The sequence below is a fragment of the Actinokineospora baliensis genome, from assembly GCF_016907695.1.
In the GTDB taxonomy this organism is placed as follows: domain Bacteria; phylum Actinomycetota; class Actinomycetes; order Mycobacteriales; family Pseudonocardiaceae; genus Actinokineospora; species Actinokineospora baliensis.
Genome location: NZ_JAFBCK010000001.1, coordinates 2,771,384 through 2,788,866, shown reverse-complemented (window position 1 = coordinate 2,788,866; position 17,483 = coordinate 2,771,384). Strand labels below are relative to the sequence as shown.

The 17,483-nt window shown below is 71.2% G+C and carries 14 protein-coding genes and 1 tRNA gene; 2 read left to right on the top strand and 13 right to left on the bottom strand.

The window, feature by feature from the left end; translation table 11 throughout:
* Nucleotides 1–224: 224 nt before the first annotated feature.
* From JOD54_RS13335 to JOD54_RS13305, 7 genes are all read right to left on the bottom strand, one after another.
* Nucleotides 225–1,016 carry a S1 family peptidase gene (locus JOD54_RS13335; RefSeq protein ID WP_204450834.1) on the bottom strand — a complete coding sequence of 264 codons (792 nt, stop codon included), beginning with the start codon at nt 1,014–1,016 and terminating at the stop codon, nt 225–227.
* Between the two features lie 126 nt (nt 1,017–1,142).
* A complete protein-coding gene (locus tag JOD54_RS13330) occupies nt 1,143–2,126 on the bottom strand; it encodes an SMP-30/gluconolactonase/LRE family protein (protein ID WP_204450833.1) in 984 nt (327 codons plus the stop codon).
* 10 nt (nt 2,127–2,136) lie between these two features.
* Entirely contained in the window at nt 2,137–3,174 is a 1,038-nt protein-coding gene (locus tag JOD54_RS13325) for a phosphotransferase family protein (protein ID WP_307859990.1), read from the bottom strand.
* Entirely contained in the window at nt 3,171–3,920 is a 750-nt protein-coding gene (locus tag JOD54_RS13320) for an SDR family oxidoreductase (RefSeq protein ID WP_204450832.1), read from the bottom strand. Before JOD54_RS13320 ends, JOD54_RS13325 begins: the two co-directional genes overlap by 4 nt.
* Nucleotides 3,917–5,125 carry an acyl-CoA dehydrogenase family protein gene (locus tag JOD54_RS13315; RefSeq protein WP_204450831.1) on the bottom strand — a complete coding sequence of 403 codons (1,209 nt, stop codon included), beginning with the start codon at nt 5,123–5,125 and terminating at the stop codon, nt 3,917–3,919. Before JOD54_RS13315 ends, JOD54_RS13320 begins: the two co-directional genes overlap by 4 nt.
* A gap of 97 nt (nt 5,126–5,222) precedes the next feature.
* The gene (locus tag JOD54_RS13310; RefSeq protein ID WP_204450830.1) at nt 5,223–6,422 is read right to left on the bottom strand and encodes a S8 family peptidase; all 1,200 of its coding nucleotides are present in this window, start codon (nt 6,420–6,422) and stop codon (nt 5,223–5,225) included.
* A gap of 348 nt (nt 6,423–6,770) precedes the next feature.
* A complete protein-coding gene (locus JOD54_RS13305) occupies nt 6,771–8,324 on the bottom strand; it encodes an acyl-CoA synthetase (RefSeq protein ID WP_239574483.1) in 1,554 nt (517 codons plus the stop codon).
* A gap of 176 nt (nt 8,325–8,500) precedes the next feature.
* Here JOD54_RS13305 and JOD54_RS13300 point away from each other — a divergent pair, with 176 nt between their 5' ends.
* Nucleotides 8,501–10,153 carry a bifunctional 3'-5' exonuclease/DNA polymerase gene (locus JOD54_RS13300; protein ID WP_372440311.1) on the top strand — a complete coding sequence of 551 codons (1,653 nt, stop codon included), beginning with the start codon at nt 8,501–8,503 and terminating at the stop codon, nt 10,151–10,153.
* A 466-nt stretch (nt 10,154–10,619) separates the two neighbouring features.
* On the opposite strand, the gene JOD54_RS13295 is transcribed toward JOD54_RS13300, so the two are convergent.
* The 5 genes from JOD54_RS13295 to JOD54_RS13275 form a co-directional block, all read right to left on the bottom strand.
* Nucleotides 10,620–12,083: a S1 family peptidase gene (locus JOD54_RS13295; RefSeq protein WP_204450828.1), complete on the bottom strand. Its 1,464-nt coding sequence runs from the start codon at nt 12,081–12,083 to the stop codon at nt 10,620–10,622.
* A 216-nt stretch (nt 12,084–12,299) separates the two neighbouring features.
* Nucleotides 12,300–13,283, bottom strand: a complete 984-nt coding sequence (locus tag JOD54_RS13290) for a LysR family transcriptional regulator (RefSeq protein ID WP_204450827.1) — start codon at nt 13,281–13,283, stop codon at nt 12,300–12,302.
* Nucleotides 13,284–13,577: 294 nt separating this feature from the next.
* Nucleotides 13,578–14,402 carry a DUF4184 family protein gene (locus tag JOD54_RS13285; protein ID WP_204450826.1) on the bottom strand — a complete coding sequence of 275 codons (825 nt, stop codon included), beginning with the start codon at nt 14,400–14,402 and terminating at the stop codon, nt 13,578–13,580.
* A gap of 195 nt (nt 14,403–14,597) precedes the next feature.
* Nucleotides 14,598–15,548: a M28 family metallopeptidase gene (locus tag JOD54_RS13280; RefSeq protein ID WP_204450825.1), complete on the bottom strand. Its 951-nt coding sequence runs from the start codon at nt 15,546–15,548 to the stop codon at nt 14,598–14,600.
* Nucleotides 15,549–15,784: 236 nt separating this feature from the next.
* A tRNA-Lys gene (locus tag JOD54_RS13275) sits at nt 15,785–15,857 on the bottom strand.
* 173 nt (nt 15,858–16,030) lie between these two features.
* Between JOD54_RS13275 and JOD54_RS13270 the strand changes: the two genes are divergently transcribed.
* Complete coding sequence (locus tag JOD54_RS13270) at nt 16,031–17,233, top strand: L,D-transpeptidase (RefSeq protein WP_204450824.1); 1,203 nt, start codon at nt 16,031–16,033, stop codon at nt 17,231–17,233.
* Here the strand turns inward: JOD54_RS13270 and JOD54_RS13265 are convergent, their stop codons facing one another.
* Nucleotides 17,234–17,446, bottom strand: coding sequence for an RNA-binding S4 domain-containing protein (locus tag JOD54_RS13265; protein WP_204450823.1), 213 nt, complete (start codon nt 17,444–17,446; stop codon nt 17,234–17,236).
* Nucleotides 17,447–17,483 lie beyond the last annotated feature (37 nt).

Here is a 17,483-nt window from a genome sequence, read left to right as displayed (position 1 = left end):
CAAGCCTGGACGCCGGTACCCGCTCGGGCACCGCTCGGCGGTAAGCAAACCAGGCACCGGTAGGGGACACCAAGGCTTGCTTGTGGGATGCCTTGTCCGGTATGTCGGCTCATCCGGGCAGTGAGGGGTGCGTCACAGCAGGTGGGGCGGGCGGGCACCGGCGCACGGGCGGGCGGGCCCGCCACAGGGTTTCACCCCGGCGTCGCCGATCGGACGAACGGGCGTCAGGCCAATGCCGTGATCGCTGCGGAAATGGCGGGCAGGAAAGTGGCGATCTCGGTGTAGACACCGGGGAACTGCGGGCGCGCGCAGCCGATACCCCAACTGACGATCCCCACCTGTCGGAATACACCTGTGGCGTCCTTCGCGACCATTGGCCCGCCGGAATCGCCTTGGCACGTGTCGACCCCACCAACGCCTACGACCCCCGCGCAGAGCATCGCTGCCGCGGAGAACGGGTAGCCGTAGCGGGTATAGAGGCCACCGCATGTGGCGTCGTCGACGAACGGGACGTCAGCGTGCAGCAGGTACCTCTGCTGTTCTCCGCCCTCTTGGGCCGCACCCCACCCCATCACGCGGAACGGGCCGGACGTCGCGACGGCCGGTTGTAGGCGCACCGTGGGCACCGGGAGCTTGCGCGACAGCTTCACCAACGCCCAGTCGGAGCCGCGGCCCGCGGTCGAGTAGTCCGGCGATCGGTAGACGTACACGGAGTCGACGACGATCGCCTTGGGGCTCTCCAGGTCGACAACGCCGAACAAGGCTTGGACGCGGGTGTCCGGCCCGGTCGCGCCGACGCAGTGCGCCGCGGTCAAGACCACGTTGGGCGTGATGAGCGAGCCGCCGCAGCCCATGGACAGCCGTGCCAGCCAGGGGTAGGCCCCCAGCGGGGCGGGCACGCCGCCAACCACTTTGTTGGGCGAGTCGGACTTGTCGGGCGAGTCGGCGTGTGCGGGCGCGGCGAGTGCGGCGACGAGGGCGAAGCCGAGCACGGCGGCTCGCAGGAGCTTGCGCATGGGGTCTCCCCAACTCAAGGGTTCACGGAACGCGACACGGCGGTAGCACTGTGTCGATCGTGCCGCGCGGGTCGCGAGGTGTGGGAGTTGCCACCGGTGTGGGGGAACCCGTGCCCCCGAACGGGCTCAGCGGGGCAGGTCGAACCAGGCGATGGCGCGTTCCTCGAGGCTGCCCAGGTAGACCCGGCCGTGGTGTTCCCGGACGCCGGTGACCATGTGGAAGTCGGGGACCACGCCGTGGAAGTCGTGCACCGCGGCACCGGTCGCGAAGTCGAGCGCCCGCGTCCACACGGTCCGCTTCTCCTTGGGCTGCAACCGCTCCGGGACCCGCCACAGCAGCTTGCGCAGCACCGGCGGGGTGCGCAGCAGCAGGTCGACCAGCGCGTCGCGCGGGCTGGCCATGGCGATCCAGACCAGGCCGTCGGACCCGGTGGAGATGTTGTCCGGGAACGCGGGCAGGTTCTCGGCGAGCACGTCCGAGTGCCCCTGCCGCGCGCCGGTGAGCCACACCCGGCGCAGCCGGTACTCCCACACGTCGGCGACCACCACGCTGGACCCGTCCGGTGCGAGGGCGACCCCGTTGGCGAACTGCAGCCCGGTCAGCAGCGTGTGCACCGACCCGTCCGGGTCGCGGCGCAGCAGCCGCCCGGTCCCGGAGTGCTCCAGCAGGTCCGCCTTCCAGAACTCCAGGTCGAACCGGTCGGTCGAGTTGGTGAAGTAGACGGTGCCGTCGGCGGCCACCGCGGCGTTGTTGCACACCCGCAGGTTCGGTCCGGCCGGGATCAGCACCTCCACGTCGCCGGTTGACCCGTCGACCAGCAGCAGCCCACGGTCGGCGTCGCAAACCAGCAGCCGCCCGTCGGGGTAGAACTCCAGGCCGAGCGGGCGGCCGCCGGTGTCGGCGACGACCTCGGCCGCGCCGTCGGCGATCCGCAGGATGCGGCCGTCCTCGACGCCGGTGAGCACCCGGCCCTCGGCGTCGACCAGCACGTCCTCGGTGCCCTTGCCCGCGACCGGGAGCACGGTCAGCGGCGGCAGCGTCGAGCCGCGCGGCGGCTTAATCGCCCGGGGGGCGCGCCAGACGACGGGATCGATCTTCGGCCGGGCCATGGGTGCTCCTTCACCGAGGGGCGGCGATCACCTCGCGGCAGCGCCGGTCGAGGTAGCCGATGTGCGTCCAGAAGTCCCGGAATGCCGGGTTCCCGGTGTGCCCGTGGTGGTAGCGGTAGTAGATCTGCTGCATGATCACCGCCAGTCGGAACAGTCCGAAGACCTCGTAGAAGGCCCAGTCGGCCGGGCGGAGACCGGTCCGCTCGACGTAGTGGGCGACCACCTCGGCGCGGGTGAGCATGCCAGGCAGGTGGGTCGGTTGTCTGCGGGCGCGCCGGAATTCGGGCTCGTCGTCGGCCTGCACCCAGTAGGCGAGGGCGCCGCCGAGGTCCATCAGCGGGTCGCCGAGGGTCGCCATCTCCCAGTCGAGCACGCCGACGACCGCACCGCCGCGCAGCACCGCGTTGTCGAAGCGCCAGTCGTTGTGGATCACCACCGAGGCCACGTCACCGGGTTGGGTCGCGGCGAGCCACGTGGTGACGGCGGCGAAGTCGGGGACGTTGTCGGTTCGGGCGGCGGCGAACCGCTCGGTCCAGCCGCGCACCTGCCGAGCCACGTAGCCCGCGCCCTTGCCCAGGTCGGTGAGCCCGGCGGCGGCCGGGTCGACCCGGTGCAGGTCGACGAGCCGGTCCACCAGCGCGGTGGACAACTCCGTCGCCTGCCGCGGGGTCAGGGACATGTCCGGCGGCAGGTCACCGCGCAGGATCGTGCCGTGGAGGCGTTCCATGAGGTAGAAGTCGCTGCCGAGGACGCCGTGGTCGGTGCACAGGGCCAGCACGGACGGCACGTACGGGTAAACCGGCTTGAGGGCGCGTTGCACCCGGAACTCCCGCCGCATGTCGTGCGCGGACGCGGCCTTGCGGCCCGCGGGCGGTCGGCGCAGGACCAGTTCGCGATCGGGGTAGCTCAGCAGGTACGTCAGGTTCGAGGCCCCGCCGGGGAATTGCCCGACTTCCGGCTCGGCATCCGGTATGTCCATTGTGGAGCGGATCCAGGTGTGCACGGCGGCGGTGTCGAAGGCGTCCTCGGCGCGCACCGGCCCGGTCACGACAGCCTCGCCACGACCCGCAGCGGCAGGTGCCGCATGGCGAACCCGACCAAGGCCCACGGCCACGCGGGCACGCACGCGGTGGCGACCTCGCGTTCGATCGCGCGGACCATCGCGCGCACCCCGGTCGCGGTGTCCACCAGCAGCGGGGTCTTACGGACCCGCTCGTTCATCTCCGAGCGGATGTACCCGGGGAACAGCGTGGTCACCTTGATCGGCGTGCGCAGCGTGTCCGCCCGGATCCCCTCGGCCAGCGCGGCGACCCCCGCTTTGCTGGCGGCGTAGGTGGACAGGTTGCGCGGCATCCCCCGCATCGCGCTCATCGACGACACGACCACCAGGTGCCCGGCGCCCTGCTCCCTGAACGCGGTCATCGCGGCCTCGCATTGAGCGAGCGCGGCGACGAAGTTGGTCTCCGCGGTCTGCTTGTTCGCGTGGAAGTAGCCGGTGCCCAGCGGCTGCCCCTTGCCGAGCCCGGCGTTGACGACCACCCGGTCGAGCGAGCCCAGCTCCGACCGCGCCTCGGCGAACACCCGGAACACCGCGTCGTGGTCGGTGACGTCGAGCGCCTTGACCAGGACGGTGGCGCCGGGGTTGGCGGTGAGCAGCTCCTGCCGCAGCGCGGCCAACCGGTCGGTGCGCCTGGCGGCGAGCACCAGGGTGCGACCCATGGCCGCGAACTGCCGCGCCATCTCGGCGCCGAGGCCGGAGCTGGCACCCGTGATGAAGATGTTCTCGCGGGTCAACGGCTTTCCCTCCGGTACTTCGCCAGCTCGACACGGGCGACGACGCCCCGGTGCACCTCGTCCGGGCCGTCGGCCAGGCGCAGTGACCTGGCGGAGGCGTAGGCGGCGGCGAGCGGGAAGTCGTCGGTCATGCCCGCGGCGCCGTGCAGCTGGATGGCGAGGTCGATGACCGACAGGGCCATCGACGGGACGGCGACCTTGATCTGCGACACCTCGGAGCGGGCACCCTCGATGCCCACCGTGTCGAGCTTCCAGGCGGCGTTGAGCACGAGCAACCTGGCCTGGTCGATGGCGATGCGGGCGTCGGCGATGCGTTCGCGGTTGCCGCCGAGGTCGGCCAGCGGCTTGCCGAAGGCGACCCGGCCGGTGGCGCGCAGGCAGGCCAGTTCCAGGGCCTTCTCGGCGAGCCCCACCAGCCGCATGCAGTGGTGGACGCGGCCGGGCCCCAGCCTGCCCTGGGCGATCTCGAAGCCGCGGCCGACACCGGCGATGACCGAGTCCAGCGGCAGCCGCACGTCGGTGAAGCCGACCTGGCCGTGGCCGTGCGGCTCGTCGTGGCGGCCGAACACCGGCAGCATCCGCTGCACCTCGACCCCCGGGGTGTCCAGCGGGACCAGCAGCATCGTGTGCTGGGCGTGCCGGGGCGCCGCGGGGTCGGTGCGGCCCATGAAGATCGCCACGGCGCAGTTCGGGTGGCCGATGCCGGTGGAGAACCACTTGGTGCCGTTGAGGACGATCTCGTCGCCGTCGGGGACCGCGGTCGCGGCCATGGTGGTCGCGTCGGAGGAGGCGACGTCCGGTTCGGTCATGCAGAACGCGGAGCGGATGGCCCCGTCGAGCAGCGGCCGCAGCCACCGGTCCCGCTGGGCGGGGCTGCCGTAGCGGTGCAGGACTTCCATGTTGCCGGTGTCGGGGGCGTTGCAGTTGAACACCTCCGGCGCGAGCAACGAGCGGCCCATCGCCTCGGCCAGCGGCGCGTACTCCACTGTGGACAGACCGGATTCCTCGGGCAGAAAGAGGTTCCACAGGCCCTGCGCGCGGGCCTTCGCCTTGAGCTCCTCGACGAGCGGGAGCACGACCCAGGGGTTGTCCAGCCGGGCGAGCTCGCGGAGGTGCTCGGCCTCGACCGGCTCGACCTCGTCGCGGACGAAACCGGTCACCCGCGCCAGCAGGTCCGCCGCCCTGGCCGAATGCGCGAAGTCCACGCCGTGCCTCCTCACCGCGAAGTTACCCGTGGGTTAACTTAGCCGGAAAGGGCGATCGCCCGCACCCCCTGCGAGGTGCGGGCGATCGGCGGAAACGTCAGGAACCCACGTGCAGCAACTTGTTCGGGGTCCCTGAACTCGGGTTGGAGATCTTGTCGGCCGAAGCGGCCTCGACCAGGGCGGCGGCGACATCGGCCGGGCTGGCGGACGGGTTGCCCGCCAGGTACAGCGCGGCGGCGCCGGTCACGTGCGGGGTGGCCATCGAGGTGCCGCTGATCCGGTTGGTGGCGGTGGTGCTGCCGATCCACGACGAGGTGATGTTCACGCCGGGCGCGTAGATGTCGACGATCGAGCCGTGGCTGGAGAACTGCGCCTGCTTGTCGGCGTCGTCCGACGCGGCGACGGTGATCGCCTCCTGGACCCTGGCGGGCGAGTAGCCGCTGGCGTTGTCACCGGAGTTGCCCGCGGCGACGGCGAAGGTGACCCCGGCCGAGATGGCGCCCTTGACCGCCTGGTCGAGCGCGGAGTCGGCCGGACCGCCGAGGCTCATGTTGGCCACCGACGCGCCGCTGTGGTTCTCCGCGACCCACTCGATGCCCGCCACGACGCCGTCGGTGCTGCCGCTGCCGTTGTCGTCGAGCACCCGGACCGGGACGATCTTCACGCCCTTGGCGACCCCGTACTCCTTTCCGCCGATGGTGCCCGCCACGTGCGTGCCGTGGCCGTTGCCGTCATCGGGGTCGTCGTCGTTGTCCACCGCGTCGAACCCGCCGGAGGCACGGCCGCCGAAGGTGGTGTGCGCGGCGTTGACCCCGGTGTCGATGACGTAGGCGGTGACGTCGGCCGCCTCGCTCGGGTAGGTGTAGCTGTCGTCGAGCGGCAGGTCGGCCTGGTCGATGCGGTCCAGGCCCCACGACGGCGGGTTCTCCTGGGTGCCGGTCGCGTGGAAGCGCTGGTTGGCCTGGACGTAGGCGACGGCCGGGTCCGCGGCGAGTTCGGCGGCCCGCTCGGCGGACATCGTCGCGGAGAAACCGGTGATCGCGGTGTCGAACTGGCGGTTGACCGTGGCGTCGTAGCGATCGGCCAAAGCGGCGGACTGCGCGCCGATGGCGGCCCTGGTGTCTTTGAGGACAACGATGTAGCTGTCCGCGATGGCGTCCGGGGACCCGGCGAACCGGACCTGCCCCTCGGCCGCCTGGGCGGTGGGAGTAATGGCGACCGCGGCGATAGCGGCGGCACCGACGAGCGCGAAACCGACAGCGAGTCGGCCCCGACGACCTTCGCGCTTCGAAGTCATGGAAGACCTTTCGTTTGCCCCGATGGATCACTTGCGTGAGAGATATGCAACGCCGGATCCGAAAGCGCCTCAACAGTTGCCACTTGCCACAAGTGCGCCGAACAGCGCAGTGTCACTACGCCGGTCGCGCCATGATCGTATTCGATGAATACCGGCGAGTAGCCCCTGCTGACGTGGGCATACACCCAGTTCAGCGCCCCTTTCGCCCGGGTAGTGCAAGATTGCACAACAGCGGCGCCATCTGGGAACGAAAGACTTCAAATCACTACTGGATCGACGGTCGAACACGCAATTCCGCGGCCAGTTTCCCCACGGCCGAGGGTTGTGCCGCTCGATTTGACCGTGATATCAGGCGAGCTGATTGCGCAGCAGTTTGCCGGTGGCGTTGCGCGGCAACTCGTCGAGGAAAACGACTTCCCTGGGCACTTTGAACCGGGCCAGGTTGGTCCGCACGTGCTCGCGCAGCCGCTCCTCGGTGACCGCGGCGCCGGGCTCCAAGACCACGAAGGCCTTGAGCCGCTGGCCGAACTCGGCGTCGGGTACCCCGAGCACCGCGGCCTCAACCACCCCGGGGAAGGCGACGAGCAGGTTCTCGATCTCGCCGGGGAACACGTTCTCGCCACCGGAGACGATCATGTCGTCGTCGCGGCCGTCGATGAACAACCGCCCCTCGGCGTCGAAGTGCCCGACGTCCCCCGTGGACAGCAGGCCACCGATGACCTCCTTGTGCCGCCCGTCGGTGTACCCGCCGAAAGCCAGCCCGCTGCCCGCGAACACCCGCCCGGTGACACCGGGCTCGGTCACCGGCGCCCCGTCCGCGTCGTAGAGCACGACCTGGCAGCCGACCGGGGGCTTGCCGACGGTGCCGGGAGCCGCGCGCCAGTCCCGCGGGGTGGCCACCGAGGCCACCGACACCTCGGTGGACCCGTAGAGGTTGTGGATCACGTCGCCGAACACCCGGCTGGCCCGGTTGCCCAGTTCCGGCGACAGGGCGGACCCGGCGGTGAACACGATCCGCAGGCTGCCGGTGTCGTAGCGGGCCAGCACGTCCTCGCCCAGGTCCAGGATGCGCTGCAGCATCGTCGGCACCAGCACGAGCGCGGTGGCCCGGTTGTCGGCGATCGCGGCGAGGGTGGCCTCTGGGTCGAACCGGCGCCGCACGACGACCCGCGAGCCGAGCGCGAACGAGATGATGAACTGCGAGAACCCGGTCGCGTGGAACAGCGGCGCGGCCAGCACGGTCGCCTCACCGGTGCGCAGCGGGATGCGGTCGAGGAACTGGGCGGCGGCCAGCGGGGACCGCACCTGGCGGGGCGCGCCCTTCGGCGTGCCGGTGGTGCCGCTGGTGAGCAGGACCATCCCGCCCGGCTGGCGCGGCATCGGCACCGCGCGGTCGTCGGTCCCGGCGATCAGGTCCTCCAGGGTCACCGCCCCCTCGGGCGCGTCGTCGACCCAGGCGAGGTAGCTGGGCAGCGACCGGGGCAGCGCCTCGACCAGCGGGGTGAACTCCTGGTCGTAGACGAACACCGTGACGCCCTCGCGCTCGGCGACGTCGACCAGCTGCGGGCGGGCGAACCCGGTGTTCATCAGCAGCAGCCGCGCGCCGAGCTTGGAGGCGGCCAGCATGGTCTCCACGGCGCCGCGGTGGTCGCGGGCCAGCAGCGCCACCACCGAGTCCGGGGTGACCCCGCGCTCGGCGAACGCCCTGGCCAGCGCGTTGGACCTGCGGTCGAGCTCGGCGAAGGTCAGCGGTCCCAGCTCGTCGACCAGCCCCACGGCGGCCCGGTCACGGGTGGCGGCGATGCGGGCGGCCCCCGCGATCGGGCCCAGCCTGCGCATCGCGACCATCGACCCGAGCACGTGGTCGGGCCTGCTCAGCGGCACCAGACCGGCCCGGCGCATGACGTCCACGCTGCGGATCGCGGTGGGCACCTTCGCGGCCAGCTCGCGAACGCGGCTCAGGTACTCGCTCACCGACGCCTCCCAACAGGTGTTACCCAGGGGTAACACCGTGCCGCAGAACCTACTGGCGAGTCAACCACCAGCGACTGTCAGGGTCATGCCCCAGAATGCCGAACGTGCGCGTCGTGGCGGTACCGGGAGCCGAGGGAGCGGGCCGGGTGCTCGTGCCCGACCAGGCCCCCTTCGACGTGCCCGACCTCGCCGCGTGGATGGCCGACCTCGAGCGCGAGCACGCGCCGCGATGGGTGCTGCCCGCACTCGACGAGGCGTACCCGGCGCTGCTGCGCGCGGGTGTCCGGCTGGGCCGCTGCCACGACCTGGCCCTGGTCGAGGGGATCCTGCTCGCCTTCGAGCAACGACCGGGCCAACCGCGCAACCTCGCCGCGGCGTGGGCCAGGCCGCGCGGACTGGCCGAACCCGCCGACCCACCGCCGCTGGAGCGCGACAGTCCACCCGCGCTGTTCGAGACCGACCGCGGGACCACCCCGCCGGGCGTCGACCCGGTGCTCGCGGCGGCCGACGTGCTCGCCGACCAGGAACGCCGACTCGCCTCGACCGCCCACCCCGACCGGCTGCGACTGCTGGCGGCGGCCGAATCGGCAGGCGGGTTGGCCGCGGCGGAGATGACCCACCACGGGTTGCCGTGGCGCCCGGAAGTCCACATCGGACTGCTGACCGAGACGCTGGGTCCGCGCACGGCACCGGGGGTGCGGCCCGCCAAGCTCGCGGCCCTGGCGGAACGGATCAGCGCGGCCTTCTCGGGTCGGCCGATCAACCCGGACCACCCGCCGAGCATCGTGAAGGCGTTCGCGCGCGAGGGGATCGAGGTGTCCTCGGCGCGCGCCTGGGTTCTGCGCGAGATCGAGCACCCGGCGGTCGCGCCGCTGCTGGAGTACAAGGAGCTAGCGCGGTTGTGGGTCGTGCACGGCTGGTCGTGGCTGGACTCCTGGGTCACCGCCGGGCGGTTCCGACCGGAGTACGTCGTGGGCGGGGTCGTCTCTGGCCGGTGGGCGACCAGGGGCGGAGCGGCGTTGCAACTGCCGAAGACGCTGCGGACCGCGGTGCGGGCCGACCCCGGGTGGTCACTCGTGGTCGCCGACGCCTCCCAACTCGAACCCCGAGTGCTCGGCGCACTGTCCGGCGACCAACGCTTCGCCGAGGTCTCCGCGACCGACGACCTCTACACCAGCCTCGCCGCAGACGCGTTCGACGGGGACCGCGGCCGAGCCAAGATCGCGATGCTCTCAGCGATGTACGGCGGCACCAGCGGGGAAGCGGGCCCACTGCTCGCCGTGCTGCGCAAACGCTTCCCGGTCGCGGTCGACTACGTGGAACACGCCGCGCGGGCAGGCGAGGAAGGCCGGATCGTGCGGTCCCGACTGGGGCGAACCAGTCCCCCACCCAGCGAGGCCTGGCGGGAGCGGACCGGTGCGGCTGAGACCGAGACCGAGGAACGCGCGGGTCGGCAAGCGGCCCGCGAATGGGGTCGGTTCACCCGAAACTTCGTGGTGCAGGCCAGCGCCGCGGACTGGGCCCTGACCATGCTGGCAACCCTGCGAAGGCGGCTGTTCGAGGTGGCGCCGAACGCCCAGATCGTGTTCTTCCAGCACGACGAGGTACTGGTCCACTGCCCGAGCGAGGTGGCGGATGTCGTCGTCGCGGAAATCGGAGCCGCGGCGGAAGAGGCCAGCCGACTGGTCTTCCCGGGGACGGCGGTCCTGTTCCCGCTCGTGGCACAGGTGGCCCAGAGCTACGCGGACGCGAAGTAGGCCGAGACGGCTCTTGGCCCCTCGTTGTCCACAATGGCCTCACCTGTCCACAGCTCCGGCCGAGCCCCCTTGACAGCGCTCGAAACCCGATACGCTGGAAGTGGGTGGCCCCCCCTGGGTGGGCGGGGTCTGCCGTGCGGGCGGGGTCTGCCGTGCGGGCGGGGTCTGCCGTGCGGGCGGGGTCTGCCGTGCGGGCGGGGTCTGCCGTGCGGGCGGGGTCTGCCGTGCGAGGGGCTGCCGTGCGAGGGGCTGCCGTCCGGGGGTGTGGGGCCCGCCGCCTAGGAGCGCGAGGCTTGCCGCCCAAGAGCGCGGGATCTGCCGCCTAGGGGTGGCGGGCCTGCCGAAGGCGCGAGGTCTGCCCTGCGGGTTGACGTTGCGGTGATGGTGGGGTTGTGGGGGCTGCGCTGCGAGTGGGGACATGGGCGAGCGGCCGACCCGGGTGGGGTCGGCCGCTCGGCGGGTGGGGTTATGGCCGGGAGGCGCGCAGGGTGTAGCTGCCGGAGCCGCTGTAGGCGTGGATCTGCCAGCGGTAGTAGCCGGCTGTTCCGGTGTAGGACACGGACTCCGCGTTGGACGGTGTGGTGCCGCTGGCCACGTTCGCCCAGCTGCTGCCGTTCCACTTCTGCAGGTACAGGTCGTAGTCCGAACCCGACGGGCCGCTGAGGCAGCCGCGGTGCGCGCCGGTGGCGCTGGTCTGGTAGTAGCTGTTGTTGGGCTGGATGGCCTGCCCGCCGCTGGCGAGGCTGCCGGTGTAGGTGGTGCCGGTGCAGGTGCCCGGCGGGGTCGTCGGCGGGGTGGTGGTCGGCGGAGTACCGCCGTTGGTGATCAGGCTCAGGCCGTAGACCTGCAGGATCTCGTTGACCGGCTGGAAGTAGGTCGTCCCGCCGGAGGAGCAGTTGCCGGAGCCGCCGGAGGTGACACCCTGGGCTTGGCCGCCCGAGATCGCCGAACCGCCCGAGTCGCCCGGCTCGGCGCAGACGCTGGTGCGGATCAGGCCGGTGATGGTGCCCTCGGGGTAGGTGACCGAGGAGTTGCGGGCCTGGATGGTGCCGCAGTGCCAGCCCGTGGTGGAGCCGGACCGGCAGATCGAGGACCCGACCGGGGCCTCGGTGCTGCCCGCGACGGCCACCCGGCCGCCGGAGTAGTTGTTGACGGCGCCGATCATCGTGTTGCCGGAGTTGACCCTGACGAAGGCGTAGTCGTTGCCGGGGAAGCTGGATCCGGCGAAGGTGCCGCTCGGGGTCGTCGTGGTGGCGCCGGTGCGGCCGCAGTGGCCCGCGGTGATGAAACCGCCGTTGACCGAGAAGCCGACCGAGCAGCGGGTGCCGCTGCCGATGTAGTACGCGTTGCCGCCGACCACGTCGATCAGCTTGCGCGGGGCCTCGTCCGACGCCTCGACGGCGACCGCGTCGGCGGGGACACCGCTGGCCGCCACGAACGCACGGGCCGCGGCCAAGGCCGAGCCGCGCGACTTGACCACGATCTTGTTGCTCGTGACGTCGACGTACCAGGCGGGGACGGTCTTCGGGCTGCGCGCCAGGTTGGCGTCCAACTTGGCCTTGAGGTCGTCGAGTTGCGCCTCGGTGCGCGAGACGACGACCGCGTCGGCACCGGCCGACCTGGCGGCCGCGGCGGCCCCCGAGTCGGTGACCGCGACGACGAGCTTGCCCCGGCCCGCGTCGTACCAGGAGCCGCCGTGCCGGTTGGCCAACTGCTTGCGCAGCGCCCGGTCGGCCTTGGTGGCCCGGTCCTCGTTGGCGATGCGGCTGGTGGCCTGGTTGGCGGACAGGCCCAGGTCGCGCTGCATCGCCGCGTGCATTCCGTCGGCGGCGGCCGGGGCGGGCGCAGCCTCGGCCGATAAGGACACCGCGACGACGGCACCGGCCGTCGCCACGGTGGCTGAGAGCAGGGCTGTGATGCGTCTTGCCATGCCGTTCTCCTCGTGCAGGGGAAGGTGTACGGGATGGCTGCGTACCGGCGCGGCGAAGCGGGCCGGGTGGCTGGTCCGGCCGAGCGCACTTCGGTCGCGGGGAGTCCGGCTGACGGAGATCAACCGGACGAAACGGTCAGCAGGTGCCTGGCACAGTAATGCGGATCACAGACCTTCGGTCCATATGATTTGGCCATAGCACCCGCGCTATGCGGCCTAGATGGCCTCCGGGCGCTCGACGCCGAACCCGGGGTGGTCGCGCAGGAACTCGGTGTAGCGGGCGCTGCGGGCGATGACGTCGGCGTAGGCGGTGCTGGCCATCTTCACCAGCTGGTCGGAGAACGCCGCCGCGGAGCCGTCGGGGTGCCAGCCGATCAGGTTGCGCCAGCGCAGCGGGTTGCCCGCGATCGGCACCGGCACCACACCGGGCATCTTGCGGAACATCGGCTGGCACAGCACCACGGCGTCGCCGGACTCGACCAGGTCGATGCAGCTGTTGACGTCGGTCTCGTAGAGGGTGCGCGGGGTGAACCCGGCCCGCGCGCAGGCCGCGGCGAAGCAGTCGGCGAAGCAGCCGTCGCCGGGGGTCGCGCCCCACTGCGACCCGGCCAGGTCCGACAGCTCCACCTCGGGCAGGCTGGCCAGCGGGTGCTTGTCCGACAGCAGCACGAACACCGGGTCGGTGGCCAGCGTCCGCCAGATCAACCCCGGTTGCGACGGCGGCGGCGCGTCACCGCAGACCCCGACCAGGGTGTAGTCCACCCGCCCGTCGGCCACCATCGACGCCAGCTCCTCCGACGACCAGGACACGTGCGTGGTGACGTGCAGGTCGGGGTAGGCGGCGTTGAGCTGGTGGACCAGACCGCCGAGCACCGGGCCGGTCGCCGAGCCCAACCGCAGCCGGGCCGGGGTGTCGCCGGGCAGCGCGGCGTTGTTGGCGAAACGGGCCGCCTCCTCGCGCAGCCCGGACACCGCGGGCAGCAGCAGGCGGGCCCGCGAGAGCACCAGCTCACCGAGCGCGGTCGGTCTGGCGCCCTTGCGGTCGCGTTCGAAGAGGGGTCCACCGAGCGCGCGCTCGATCCGGTGGAGCTGTGCGGTCAGCGCGGGTTGGGCGAGCCCAAGGGTGGACGCGGCCTTGGTGATGCTGCCCGCCTCGGCGACCGCAACGATGATTTTGAAGTGGCGCAGCTCCAGCTCCATGGGACAAAGCTAGGCCGAAGGATCACCAACGCCAAGCCCTAGGACCACGGTGCACGAGTTCTGCCTGTTGTTGCGCGGACACTACCCGTTAGCGACAACTTCACTCACGGAGCGTGCAATCACGGTTCAGGGGTGCGCGCGTGCGGCCACGTGCGTAGACGTCGATCTGCAAGTTGCACGCTAATCGACGCGGGTCGGCGTTGCCAGCGGGCGCGGGCACTCCGCCGGACCTGGGAGCGCTCCACGCCGAGCCCCGGTTGACCTCTGTGGACAGTCCAGCACGGACTGGGCGGTCTAGTCCACTGGTCCGGCTGTGCGCTGCCTCGCACGTTGGAGCACGCCCACCACCATCAGCGCGACGAACGCGCCGGTCACCACGCAGATCGCGATCCTGGCCGTCCCGGCCGCGACCTGGGCGCCGCTCGGGGCGACCCCGGCCGCCAGCGTCCTGGCGAACCCGACCACCGACTGGTCGTCCATCCAGGCCATGACCGTCACCGCCCGCACCGCAGCCAATCCGGCGCCCGCCGCCAGCACAGCGGCGATCACCAGGCCCGGCCGCCGCGGCGGGCTGTAGAGCGGCGCCACCGCCCTCGGCTCCCGACGACGCAGCGTCATGACCGCCCACCAGATGAGCACGACCCCGCCGACGACGCTGCTGAACAGCTGCAGGAAGTGGTAGCGCGGCATCCCGACCCACAGCCACTCGCGGAACAACTTCGGGTACTGCAGCACCACCCACCCGTTGTGGTGCGTGAAGGCGTCCCACACCAGGTGCGTCACCCCGCCGAGCAGCACCGACACCACGATCCACCCGACCGCCGCGACCCCCAGCCGCGGCGGTCGGGGATGAACCCGCTCCCGAACCCACCGCGGCGCCAAGGCGACCAGCGCCGGGGCGACCAGCGCGTGGAACACCGCGAGCACGGCGAGGGCCACGGGCAAATCGATCAGCACAAGACCGAGCCAGGTGTGCGTCCGCTGGTCCACCCCCGGCTCGAGCGCCACGAAGTACAACAAATCCGGCGACATCGACCCCACCACCAACGCCGACCCCACCAGCGGTGTCCGCCGAACAAACGGCAACACGGCAGCTGCGTGGGACAACGTGTAGGGCATGGCGCCACAATGCCGGCGCCCTGTGTCGGCCACGCGGCCGAGTGGTGCACATCCTGTGGAGAACCCGCACCACAGCGGGCCCCACCAGGCTTGGGGCGTGGTCTTGGGGAGAAGGCACGGCGGGCCACCCCCCGTCCGGGGTGGCCCGCCTGTCCGGGTCGGGGGGTTTAGGCCGCGACCAGGTTCACATGGGGGTTAGGCGATGCCCGCGAGCTTCCAGATGGCGTAGGCCATGGCGTCGCTGTGCCGGTCCAGGGAGGTGGCGTTGATGTTGGTGGTGCGGTCGCAGGAGCGGTGGTAGCAGGGGTCGTAGGCGGCGTTCGCCGTGCCGCCCCACTTCTGGGCTTGGGCGGCGGTCTTGCGGCCCTCGGCACCGCTGAAGAGGCCGCCGACGGGGATGCCGGAGCGGGCGAAGGCGGCGTGGTCGGAGCGGCCGCCGACCGAGGTGGTTTCGGTGGGGACGCCGATGTTGCGGAAGTGCTCCTCCAGGGCCGACTGCAGGGCCGACGAGCCGGTGGGCTGGCCGCTGGAGGAGTAGACGAAGTACGCCGGGTTCGGGGAGCCGGTCATGTCGAAGTTCAGGTAGCCCTTGATCTTCGCCCGCTCGGTCGTCGACAGCGAGTTGACGTAGGCGGTCGAGCCGACCAGGCCGAGCTCCTCGGCGCCCCACCAGCCGAACCGCAGGTGCTTGGTCGGCCTGGCCTGCGTGCGCGACACCGCCAGGGCGACCTCGAGCAGACCGGCCGAGCCGCTGCCGTTGTCGTTGATGCCCGGGCCCGCGCTCACGCTGTCGAGGTGCGCGCCCGCCATCAGGACGTTGTTGGCGTCGCCGCCGGGCCAGTCCGCGATCAGGTTGTAGCCGGTCGCCCCGCTCGAAGTGAACGTCCGCACCGACGTCGTCCAGCCCGCCGCGTCGAGCTTGGCCTTCACCCAGTCCACGGACGCCTTGTAGCCGGGCCGGCCGTGCGCCCGGTTGCCGCCGTTGTTGGTGGCGATGGTCTGGAACTGGTTGAGGTGTGCCTGCACGTTCGCGACCGAGATGTCGGGCGCCGCGAGCGCCTGACCCGCGTTGGCGGTCGGGATCGTCAGCACGGCGCCGACGAGGGCCAGGCCCGCCGCGAGCGGCAGAACGGCTTTCCTTGGCATGGTTGGTGCCTCCTGCAGGGGTGTCGGGGACAACCACACCGATACTGATCCACTGCCCGGTTCGTCCGGAAGGCCCAACCATTCCCTTTATTGCCAGATGCGCATATGTGCAGGTCAGGGCTCCGCACGCAAGCGCCCACCGGTGCGGCCATCAGCATTGGCACACTGTTAACGCCGAAATCCACAGGGGACAAAAGGAGAAGGCCCGTCCATTGTGGACGGGCCTTCTCTTTGCGTGCGCCGCCAGGGACTCGAACCCCGAACCCGCTGGTTAAGAGCCAGCTGCTCTGCCAGTTGAGCTAGCGGCGCTCTCAGGATCGCTCCTGCTGACGGGTGAAAAGTTAGCACAGGGTGTCGCACCGACAGAAATCAGGGGGTGACTAGTGCGGATGTACCGGTCTCACTCGATCGTGTCGGTGCGGTCGGGCACACTGTTCACACAGGTCGGGGCTTGGTGTGAAGCGTGAACGGGCGGAACGGGTATGGCCAGGGGTTGGGCGTGGGTCGGGGTGGTGGCGGCGGTGGCCGCGGTGGCGGGGTGCACCGCGGCGGAGTCCGCCCAACCGGGTGGTACGAGCGTGCCGGGGTCGGCACCCACAGCGACCAGCACCTCGTCGACCAAACCCCCCGCGCCGCTCGCGCTGGCGCTGACCCCCGCCGACAAGGCCGCCGACGTCGCCCCGGGTGAACCGGTGACGGTCGCGGCGACCGGGGGCAAGCTCACCGCGGTGGCGGTGACCGGGCAGGACGGCCGGGCGGTGACCGGTGCGCTCGCCGCGGACGGCGGGTCGTGGCAGAGCGCGGAACCGCTGGGGTACGGCAAGACCTACACGACCACCGCGACCGCCCAGGACGGGCAGGGCAAGCAGGCGTCGGCCACTTCGACCTTCACGACCGCGAAACCCAAGCGGCAGACCGCGTTGTCGATGAACCCGCTGGACGGCCAGAAGGTCGGCGTCGGGCAGACCTTCGCGTTCTACTTCGACACCGCGATCACCGACAAGGCCGCCGCCGAGAAGGCCATCCAGGTCACCGCGACGCCCGCGACCGAGGGCGCCTACTACTGGTTCAACGACAAGGAAGTGCACTGGCGGCCCAAGGAGTACTGGAAGTCCGGTACGACCGTCACCGTCAACGCCGCGATCTACGGCAAGAACCTCGGCAACGGCGTCTTCGGCCGTGAGGACCGCAAGGCGACCGTGACCATCGGCGACTCGGTGGTCGCCGTCGCCGACGGCACCACCCACCAGATGACCGTGACCGTCAACGGCGTCCTCGCCCGCACGATCCCGGTGTCGCTGGGCAAGAAGGCCCACGAGACGCCGGTGGGCACCTACACGGTCATGAGCGAGCACACCAACTACGTGATGGACTCCTCGACCTACGGCGTCCCCGCCGACTCGGCCGCCGGGTACCGCACGAAGGTGGCCGTGGCGTCGCGGATGTCCAACAGCGGCATCTTCTTCCACTCGGCGCCGTGGTCGGTGCGCGACCAGGGCGTGCGCAACGTCAGCCACGGCTGCATCAACATGTCGACCGAGAACGCCGCCTGGCTGCAGGGCATCTCCAACAAGGGCGACGTGATCGTGGTGCAGAACTCCGGCGGGCCCGTGCTGGAGGCGTGGGACGGCTTGAGCGTGTGGCAGGTGCCGTGGGACACCTGGAAGGCGGGCGGCAAGAAGTAGTCAGGCGCCGGTCACCCTGATCTCCTCGCGGCCCACGGTCACGTGGTCGCCCGGGTGGACCTGCCTGCCCCGCCGGAACTCCTGCTCGCCGTTGACGGCCACGTCACCGGCGTCCAAGAGGTCCTTGGCGTGGGTCCCGTCTTCGGCGATACCGGACAGCTTGAGCAGCTGTCCCAGCCGGATCATCTCGTCGCGGATGTGCACGTCACGCATGGGACGACCCTAGAGCGCAAAGGTGCCCCCACCCGGG